This window comes from Longimicrobium sp. (assembly GCA_036387335.1).
Lineage (GTDB): Bacteria > Gemmatimonadota > Gemmatimonadetes > Longimicrobiales > Longimicrobiaceae > Longimicrobium.
Genome location: DASVTZ010000099.1, coordinates 1 through 9,380 on the forward strand (window position 1 = coordinate 1; position 9,380 = coordinate 9,380).

7 protein-coding genes are annotated in these 9,380 nt (G+C 72.7%); 5 read left to right on the forward strand and 2 right to left on the reverse strand.

Going from position 1 to position 9,380, the window contains the following annotated elements:
- The 5 genes from VF647_08820 to VF647_08840 form a co-directional block, all read left to right on the forward strand.
- A partial coding sequence (locus VF647_08820; protein HEX8452186.1) for an NEW3 domain-containing protein occupies positions 1 to 1,089 on the forward strand: 1,089 nt, incomplete at its 5' end.
- A 23-nt stretch (positions 1,090 to 1,112) separates the two neighbouring features.
- A complete protein-coding gene (locus VF647_08825; GenBank protein ID HEX8452187.1) occupies positions 1,113 to 2,126 on the forward strand; it encodes an extracellular solute-binding protein in 1,014 nt (337 codons plus the stop codon).
- Positions 2,127 to 2,506: 380 nt separating this feature from the next.
- A complete protein-coding gene (locus tag VF647_08830; GenBank protein ID HEX8452188.1) occupies positions 2,507 to 3,553 on the forward strand; it encodes an ABC transporter ATP-binding protein in 1,047 nt (348 codons plus the stop codon).
- Positions 3,550 to 4,116 carry a GNAT family N-acetyltransferase gene (locus VF647_08835; protein ID HEX8452189.1) on the forward strand — a complete coding sequence of 189 codons (567 nt, stop codon included), beginning with the start codon at positions 3,550 to 3,552 and terminating at the stop codon, positions 4,114 to 4,116. Before VF647_08830 ends, VF647_08835 begins: the two co-directional genes overlap by 4 nt.
- Positions 4,113 to 5,822 (forward strand): iron ABC transporter permease, encoded by a 1,710-nt coding sequence (locus VF647_08840; protein ID HEX8452190.1) that lies wholly within the window; start codon positions 4,113 to 4,115, stop codon positions 5,820 to 5,822. The genes VF647_08835 and VF647_08840 overlap by 4 nt, the downstream gene beginning before the upstream one ends.
- Positions 5,823 to 5,969: 147 nt before the next feature.
- Here VF647_08840 and VF647_08845 read toward each other — a convergent pair whose 3' ends face one another.
- Positions 5,970 to 8,375, reverse strand: coding sequence for an ABC transporter permease (locus tag VF647_08845; GenBank protein HEX8452191.1), 2,406 nt, complete (start codon positions 8,373 to 8,375; stop codon positions 5,970 to 5,972).
- Between the two features lie 236 nt (positions 8,376 to 8,611).
- Entirely contained in the window at positions 8,612 to 9,145 is a 534-nt protein-coding gene (locus VF647_08850; GenBank protein HEX8452192.1) for a hypothetical protein, read from the reverse strand.
- Between the last annotated feature and the right edge of the window lie 235 nt (positions 9,146 to 9,380).

Consider the following 9,380-nt stretch of genomic DNA (forward strand, 5'->3'; position numbering starts at 1 on the left):
GACCTGCGCCAGGGCGAGCTGCGCCGTCCGGTGATGGTCGTCCCCGCCGTCTCGGTGCGGACGGAGCGCGCGGTGCGCATCCTCCCGCTCTCCGGCGAGCACAGCTTCCGGCTGCGCGTGGACCTGGCTAGCGAGGCGCCCGGCGGCATCGGCGGGACGCTGCGGCTGGAGCTGCCGGCGGGATGGACCGCCCAGCCCGCCTCGCTCCCGGTGTCCTTTGCCGCCCCCGGCGAGGTGAAGGAGGCCGAGTTCACCGTCCGCGCCCCCGCCGCTCTCCGCGCCGGCGACTACCCGATGTCCGCCGTCTTCCAGGCCGCGGATGGGCGCCGCTTCACCCGCGCGGTGCAGATGGTGGACTATCCTCACGTCCGCGCGCGGCCGCTGTACTCGGACGCGTCCACGCGGGTGCGCGCGTTCGACGTGCGCGTCCCCGCGGGGCTGCGGGTGGGCTACATCGAGGGCGCGGGTGAGGAAGGCCCCGGCGTCCTCGCGCAGCTCGGCATTCGCCCCACCCTGCTCGACGACGATGCGCTCGGAAGCGGCGATCTGAACCGGTTCGACGTGATCGTGGCCGGGAGCCGAGCGTACGAGGTGCGTCCCGATCTCGCCCGCCACAACGCCCGCCTGCTGGACTGGGTGCGGCGTGGGGGGACGTTGGTTGTGCAATACAACAAATACGAGCTGGTCGAAGGCAACTTCGCCCCGTATCCGCTCACCATGGCCCGTCCGCACGGCCGCGTGACCGACGAGAACGCGCCGGTTCGCCTGCTGGACCCGTCGCACCCGCTGTTCACCACGCCCAACCGCATCACCGACGCGGACTTCGCGGGGTGGGAGCAGGAGCGCGGCCTCTACTTCGCGGAGACGTGGGACCCGCGCTTCACCCCGCTTCTGGAGACGGGCGACCCGGGCGAGGAGCCGCTGCGGGGCGGGCTGCTGGCGGCCAAGGTCGGCCAGGGGACGTACGTCTACACCGGCCTGGCTTTCTTCCGGCAGCTTCCAGAGGGGGTGCCGGGCGCGTGGCGTTTGTTCGCGAACCTGCTGGCGCTGGGGAAGACGGGTCAGGCGACAGCCGGCAACGCCCCATGATGCGCACCAACACCACGAGCCCGATGATCCGACGCACCGCCGCGTTCGCCGCCCTCCTCCTCGCCTCGTGCGGGGACGGGCGCGAGACGCTGACCGTGTATTCGCCGCACGGGCGCGACATGCTGCAGGCGTTCGAGAAGCGCTACGAGGCGCTGCACCCCGAAGTCGACGTGCAGACGGTGGACATGGGCTCGCAGGAGGTGCTGGACCGTCTTCGCAGCGAGCGCGCGAACCCGCAGGCGGACGTGTGGTGGGGCGCGCCCGCGGGCACCTTCGAGGACGCCGCGCGCGACTCGCTCCTGGCGCGCTTCACCCCCACCTGGGCCGCCGGCCTCCCCGCCGACGCAAAAGATCCAAGGGGCTACTGGTACGGCACTTACGTCACGCCCGAGGTGATCGCGTACAACTCCGCCATCGTCTCCGCCGCGGATGCGCCCAAGGACTGGGACGAGGTGCTGGACCCCAAGTGGAAGGGCAAGGTGCTGATCCGCGATCCGATGGCGAGCGGCACCATGCGCACCATCTTCGGGATGATCATCGACCGCAGCGTACGCGCCACTGGTGACACGGCGCAGGGCTTCCAGTGGCTCCGCCGGCTCGATGCGCACACCAAGGACTACGTCCTGAACCCCACGCTCCTGTACCAGAAGCTGGCGCGCCAGGAGGGTCTGATCACGCTGTGGGACATGCCGGACATCGACGCGCTGCAGGGCAAGTACCCCATCGCCTACGTCTTCCCGCGTAGCGGCACGCCGCTGCTGGTGGACGCGGTGGCGGTGGTGCGTGGCGCGCCGAACGCGAAGCGGGCGCAGGAGTTCGCCGAGTTCGTGGGCGGCACCCCCGCGGTGCTGGCCGCCGCGCGCGACTTCGCCCGCCTCCCCGCCCGCACCGACATCCCGGCCGATTCGCTCCCCGAGCGCCTGCGCCAGGCCCGCGCCCAGATCAAGCCCGAGTCGATGGACTGGGCCCGCCTCCAGCAGCGCTCGCCGGAGTGGATGCGGCACTGGGACGAGCACGTGCGGGGGAAGGGGCGGTAGGGGCCCTCACCCCCCCGGCCCCCCTCTCCCGATAACAGGAGAGGCTGGCGCCTCTGTTATCGAGAGAGGGGGAGTTTATCGGGGCCGCGCGACGGGGGTCGGAGCGGGGGCGGGGCACGGGCGGCCACGCGGGGCCGCCCCTACGGGATTGGTGCCGGGGCGAGGATGGGCAGACACGCAGGTCTGCCCCTACGGCATCGGTGCACAGGTGCGGGCGCCGGTGCAGCCCGTGACACGGGCGCGATGAATCGCGCCCCTACCGGGACCTACGCGCCTCGCACGGGATTCTCCCCCTCACCCGCCCTGCGCCCCCGCAGGCGGGGGAGGGGGTCGGGGGGAGGGGGCCTTTCGGCGCACTCACGCACTCACGCACTGACTTCATGCTCCGCCTCGACTCCCTATCCCGCCGCTTCGGCGACACCACCGCGGTGGACGACGTGTCGCTGGAGGTGGCGGCGGGGGAGTTCCTCACGCTCCTCGGGCCCAGCGGGTGCGGCAAGACGACGACGCTGCGCATGGTCGCCGGCTTCGAGCACCCCACGTCGGGGCAGGTGTGGGTGAACGGGCGCGACGTCACCGGCCTGCCGCCGCAGCGCAGGGACGTGGGGATGGTCTTCCAGAACTACGCGCTATTTCCGCACATGGACGTGGGGGAGAACGTGGCGTTCGGGCTGCGCGCGCGCGGCGGGCGCGACGTGGACGCGCGGGTGGCGAGGGCGCTGGAGCGGGTGGAGCTGGCGGGATACGAGCGGCGCAAGGTGCAGGAGCTCTCCGGCGGCCAGCAGCAGCGCGTAGCCCTGGCGCGCGCGCTGGCGCCCGAGCCGCCCCTCCTCCTCCTCGACGAGCCGCTCTCCAACCTCGACGCCGCCCTGCGCGAGCGCACCCGTACCGAGATCCGCGCGCTCCTCAAGGAGCTGAGGATGACCGCGGTGTTCGTGACGCACGACCAGGAGGAGGCGTTCGCCCTCTCCGACCGCATCGCCGTGCTGAACGGCGGCAGGCTGCAGCAGCTCGGCACGCCCGAGGAGCTGTACGCGCGCCCCGCCAACCCCTTCGTCGCGTCGTTCCTGGGGCGCGCCAACTTCTTCCCCGCCATCGTGGAGTCGGAGGAGGGCGGGATGCTGCTCTGCCGGCTGGAGACGGGGCAGCGGTGGCGGGCCGTGCGCGCGGACGGGGCGGGGCAGGCGTCTGCGGTGCGGCTGATGGTGCGGCCGGAGGCGATGAGCGTCGCGGGCGCGCCGGAGGGCGATGCGCTCGACGGGCACGTCCTGGACAGGCGATTCGCCGGCTCGGCCACCTTTTACCGCGTCGGGTTCGCGGATGGGAGCGAGGCGCTGGTGCAGGGCGGCCCTGGGGACGCTTCGCCGGGCCAGCCCGTGCGGCTGACGCTCGCCCCGGGCGCCGCAGCCGTGGCGTACCCCGCATGAGCATTCGCATCGAGCCGCTGCGCGCGGACGACGAGGCGGCGCTTCGCGACGCGGCGGAGCTGCTGTTTGACGGCTTCCGCGAGGACTGGCCGAATGCCTGGCCGGACCTGGAATCCGCGCTGGAGGAGGCGAGCGAGTGCACGCGCGGCGACCGCAGCGCCTGGATCGCGCGCGATGAAGACGGCCACGTGGTGGGGTGGATCGGCGCGATCCGCATGTACGACGGAAAGGTCTGGGAGCTGCACCCGATGGTGGTGCGGAGCGACCTGCGCGGACGCGGGATCGGACGCGCGCTGGTCCACGAGCTCGCGCGGCAGGCACGCGCGGAAGGCGCCCTCACGCTCTTCCTGGGCACGGACGACGAGAACGACCGCACCACGCTTGGCGGCGCCGACCTCTACCCGGGCGTGCTGGACAAGCTTCGCGAGCTCCGCGACCTGCGCGGCCACCCGTTCACCTTTTACCAGCGCATGGGCTTCGAAGTCGCCGGCGTGATCCCCGACGCGAACGGGCCCGGCAAGCCGGACATCCTTATGGCGAAGAGCCTCCGGGACCCCTCGTGAGTACCCAGGTCCCCGCCCCGCTCCCTGTCGAGCGTGGAAGGACACGCGCGCGCGCCCCCGGCGGATGGATGCTGGCGGCGCCGGTCATCGTCATCCTCGTCTGGCTGGTGCTGTACCCGAACGTGTGGGTGCTGGGCGACAGCTTCCTGGACGGCGGGCGGGTCACGACGGAGCACTACAGGCGGTTCTTTGGAAGCGGATCGGAGCTGCAAGCGCTGTGGGCCAGCGTGTGGATCTCGCTCGCCAGCGTCGTCCTCTCGGGAGCGATCGGGGTACCGCTCGCATTCCTCTTTGCGCGGCGTGACTTCCCGGGGCGAAAGGTGCTGGGCGCGCTGGCGGCGCTCCCGGTGCTGCTGCCGCCGCTGGTGGGAACCATCTCCTTCCTCTTCCTGTACGGCGAGAGCGGGCTGCTGACGCGCGGCGTGCAGGCGGCGCTGGGCATGGCGGCACCCCCGTGGCGCCTGAGCGGCCCAGTGGCGGTGCTCCTGGTGCACGCGTACACCATGTACGTGTACTTCTATCTCTTTACCGCGGCGGGGCTTGCGCGGCTCGATGGCGGTTACGCGGAGGCCGCCGCGGCGCTGGGGGCGGGGCGGTGGACGACGATGCGGCGCGTGACCCTCCCCATGCTGGCGCCGGCGATCGGCGGGGCGGCGCTGCTGGTGTTCATGACGTCGATGGGATCGTTCAGCGCGCCGTACGTCTTCGGCGGGGGCTTCCGCGTGCTCACCACGCAGCTCTACGCCAGCAAGCTAAACGGCGAGGCGGGGCTGGTGGCGGTGGAGGCGGTGGTGCTGGCCGCGGCGTCGCTCCTCTTCCTGGTGATGCTGCAGCGGTGGGAGGCGGCGCGCGAGTACACCGGCGCGTCCAAGGGCTTGGGCGCCGCGCCGGCCGCGCGCGGGCGCGGCGGATGGGGGATCACGCTGCTCGGTTCGGCGCTGGTCGGATTCCTCCTCCTCCCGCACGCCACCGTGCTCCTCGTCTCCTTCGTACCCGAGGGAACGTGGACGATCGAGACGCTCCCGCCCGTCTACTCGCCCGCCGCGTACGGCGCGCTCTTCACCGATCCGCAGCGCCTCCGCCCCGTCCTAAACTCCCTGGCGATGGCGACGGCGGCCACCTTCGCCAACGTGGTGTTCGCGATGGCCGCCGGCTACTACCTGGCCCGTTCGCGCGCCCGCAGCCGCTGGCTCGTTTCGGCGCTGGTGACGCTGCCCTGGGCGCTCCCGGGGACGGTGCTGGCGGTGGCGCTGGCCTCCACCTTCAGCGTGCACCGCCCGCTCACCGGCCAGTTCGTGCTCGTGGGGACGTTCGCCATACTGCCGCTCGCCTACTTCGTCCGCAACATCCCGCTGGTGACGCGCGCGGCGCTCGGCTCCTTTCGCCAGCTCGATCCCGCGCTCGAAGAAGCCGCCGCATCGCTCGGCGCATCGCGCGCCACCGCCCTACGCCGCGTCGTGCTGCCGCGCGTCCTTCCTGGGATTGCGGCCGGCGCACTGCTCGCCTTCGTCACCGCGCTGGGCGAGTTCGTGGCATCCATCCTCCTCTACACCCACCGCACGCGCCCCATCGCGGTCGAGATGCTCTCGCAGCTCCGCGCCTTCGACTTCGGCGGCGCCGCGGCGTACGGCGTCCTCCTCATCGCGCTCGTGGCGATCGTATTCGCGCTCGGCTACCGCGGCGTGGCTGAAGAGCCGGGCGGGTGACGGCGAACTGCAATCTCACGCGGAGACGCGGAGACGCGGAAGAGAACAACTCTCTGTGGCTCTGTGCCTCTGCGTGAGCCCGTCGCTCTTTCTTTTTTCCTTTCTCTGCGTCTCCGCGCCTCCGCGTGAGACCCGCCGGACCCTGCGCTACTCGGACCTCAGCGCCACCATCGGATCCACGCGGCTCGCGCGGCGGGCGGGAATCCAGGTGGCGAGCAGCGTCATGCCCAGCAGGAGCGCGGCCACGCCGCCGTATGTGAGCGGATCGGCCGCGCCCACGCCGAACAGCAGGGTGGATAGGAGCCGCGAAGCGCCCAGTGCGATCGCGATCCCCACCACCACGCCGATCGCCGCCAGCCGCGCACCGCTCGCGACCACCATCGTCCTCACGTCGCGAGGGCGGGCGCCGAGGGCGATGCGCACGCCGATTTCGCGGGTGCGCTGCGCCACGCCGTACGCCACCACCCCGTACACGCCCACCGCCGCCAGCGCCAGCGCCACCGCGCCGAAGATGGAGAGGAGCGTCCCGGTGAGCCGCTGCGGGAACGCCGCGTCGCGGCGCATCTGCGACAGGGTGCGCGCGGCGAGGAGCTCCACCCCAGCCACCCGCGCCGCGCGGCGCACCGGCTCCACGACGGGCGCCGCATCGCCGCGCGCGCGAATCTGGAGCGCCACGCCCACGTCGACCGACTGCTCCCACGGCAGGTAGACCATGGGCCGGATGCCGGCGTGGCGCGCGTAGTTCACGTCATCGACAACACCCACCACCTCCACCACGCCGCGCCCCTCCCGCTCCGCTCGCAGCCGCTTGCCGATGGGGTTCTGCCCCGGCCAGAGCGAGCGTGCGAGCGAGCGGCTCACCACCGCGACGGGCACACCGCCCGCACGGTCCCGCGGCTCAAAGGTGCGCCCGGCCGATGCGCGCATCCCCAGGGTGGCGAAGAAGTCATCCGACACCACGTTCACGTCCAGCATGCGCGAGCTACCGGCGACGGTGAACGGCTCCTCCACGCGGCTGTCCCCCATCGGCACGAGCTGCGTGAAGGCGGCGGCCTCCACCCCCGGCGTGCGGCGGACCGCGTCCAGGAGCCGCAGCAGCGCCGCCCGCGCCGCCGCCGTGTCGCCTTCCGGCATCCGCATCTCGACGTGAGCCGTGGCGATGCGCGATTCGTCGTACGGCGTGGGTGCGGCCTGCAGCGCCCACACCGAGCGCAGGAGGAGCCCGGCCATCACCAGCAGCGCGAGCGAGAGCGCCACCTGCGCCACCGTCAGCGCGCCGCGCAGCCGCGATGGCGACCGCCCCGTGCCGGCGCCCCCGTCGCGCAGCGCGGCCTGCGTGTCACCGCGCGCGGCGGCGAGCGCGGGTGCCAGGCCGAAGAGGATGCCCGTGGCGAGCGACATGGCCAGCGAATGGGCCAGCACCCGCCCGTCCGTGGAGAAGTCGAGCGTGGGAGGGAGCTCCAGCAGGCGGAAGAGGCGCGACGCCGCACGCGCGAGCACCAGCCCCGCCGCCCCGCCCAGGAGCGCCAGGAGCACGCTCTCGGTCAGAAGCTGCCGCACCAGCCTCCCGCGCGATGCACCGACCGACACCCGGATGGCGATCTCGCGCCGGCGCGACGCGGCGCGCGCAAGGAGGAGGTTGGCCACGTTGGCGCAGGCGATGGCGAGCACCGCCGCCACCACCACGGACAACAGGATGAAGACGACGAGCACCTCCGGCGACGACGCGGCGCTCACCAGCGTGCCGCCCGGGATCGCGCGAAAGCGCACCTCCCGGTTCGTCTCCGGGTACGCCGCTCCGAGGCGGGCGGAGAGCACCCGCAGCGCGCTGGTCGCCTGGTCGCGCGTAACGCCGGGCGCCAGTCGGGCGATGGGGAAGAGCCAGTGGGAGCCGCGCTCGGTCAGGAGCGACGCGGCCCCGGGCGCCGCGCCGCGCAGGATCGGCTGCTGCGCCAGCGGCAGCCACACGTCCGGCGCGATCTCGACGTCGGTGCCGCGGAAGACCGCGGGCGCCACCCCCACCACGGTGAACGCCTGGCCGTTGAGCCTCAGCTCGGAGCCGACCACGTCGCGGCCGCCCCCCAGCTCGCGCATCCACAGGTCGTGCGAGACGACCGCCACCGGCTTCGCTCCGGCCACGTCGTCGGAGGGCAGGAGAGCGCGCCCGACCGCCGGCCGCACGCCCAGCACCGCGAAGTAGTTGCCGCTCACCAGCTGCCCGCGCGTGGGAGCGCCGCTGCCACGCTCCACCTCTGCACGGCCGGATGCGGCAACGCCGGCGAACACTCCCCGCAGCGCGGCGACTTCCAGGTAGTCCGGGTACGACAGCGGGTTGGATGCCCCGGGCGCCCCGCGCTCGTTCGCCAGCAAGCGCACCAGCTCGTGCGGGCGCTCCGCGGGGAGCGGGCGCAGGAAGACGGCATTGGTCAGCGAGAAGACGGCGGTGTTCGCGCCGATCCCCAGCGCCAGCGTCACCACGGCGGCCAGGGCGAACGCGGGCGCGCGGCGCAGCGATCGGATGGCGAAGCGCAGGTCCTGGAGGAACGCGTCCATGATGGGGCCGGTGGCGAGGTGGAAGTCCGCGGGTCACGCGCGCCCTCAAAGCGACACCCGTGCCCCGGCCGGGAGAACGCAACCGCTTGCGCCCCAGCAGCTTACGTTGCCACCAGGCGAGCGCGGTGTTCACGCCTGGGAAATCGCCGTCCCAGGAACGCGACAGCCCGCGGGCGCGAGCCCTCTCCGTTCCCCTTCCCGTACCCCTCCGTGTCTCTGGGTGAGGCCGCTGTCGTTCAGGGCCGAAGCGACTCGTCCAGCCGGGGCTCGAGCGATTTCCACGCGCCGCCTTCCAGCGCGATCAGCGTGGCGAAGTACACCTGGCACTGGTGCTCGGGAAAGTTCGCCATCACCGCGTCGGCCGCGGCGTTGAGCTGCGCCTCGTCCAGGTTCACCTCGGCATCCTGCTCGGTGACGCCGTCCGTGTGCGGGATACCCGCCGCATCCAGGAAGGCCGAAAGGAGCGGGACGCGCTCCTTCAGGTGGAACGCCATCAGCAGGTCGACGATGATGTCCTCGCTGAGCGGCGCCCGCAGCGTGGCCTCGGCGATCTGCGGAATGCCCCAGCTCTGCGCGGTGGCGGCCCGCACCTTCAGCACCTGCGCCAGGTGTCCGCGCAGGGCCTGTGTGAAGCCGGCGCCTCGGTCCGGCCCGGACGCCGCGCGAATGGCGAGGACGCGCTCGTCGGGGGTCATCGCGCGCCAGATCTTGCGGAGCCGCCGGGTGCGCTCCGTGACCGCGGCGGGCGGGGTGAAGCGAGGTGCGCTCATTGGGAGATCTTTGTCGAAAGTAGGATTGAAGTGACCGGACAGGCTACCACCACGGCCCGGCACGCGCAATCGCGGAACCCCCGCGTCAAACCGGAGCGTCGTGGTGCGTTACAGACGTTCGCGGTGGCGCGGACGGTGCAGCGCCTCCCCATCCGTGGCCGTAACGCCCCCTGGCCGGAGCTTCCCTGGATGCGATCCCTCACCGCTGCACTGGCGCTCCTCGCGCTCGCGGCGC

Coding starts and splice junctions, on each gene's coding strand:
- VF647_08825 (HEX8452187.1), top strand. CDS start 1,113: ATGATCCGACGCACCGCCGCGTTCGCCGCCCTCCTCCTCGCCTCGTGC.
- VF647_08835 (HEX8452189.1), top strand. CDS start 3,550: ATGAGCATTCGCATCGAGCCGCTGCGCGCGGACGACGAGGCGGCGCTT.
- VF647_08850 (HEX8452192.1), bottom strand. CDS start 9,145: ATGAGCGCACCTCGCTTCACCCCGCCCGCCGCGGTCACGGAGCGCACC.
- VF647_08830 (HEX8452188.1), top strand. CDS start 2,507: ATGCTCCGCCTCGACTCCCTATCCCGCCGCTTCGGCGACACCACCGCG.
- VF647_08845 (HEX8452191.1), bottom strand. CDS start 8,375: ATGGACGCGTTCCTCCAGGACCTGCGCTTCGCCATCCGATCGCTGCGC.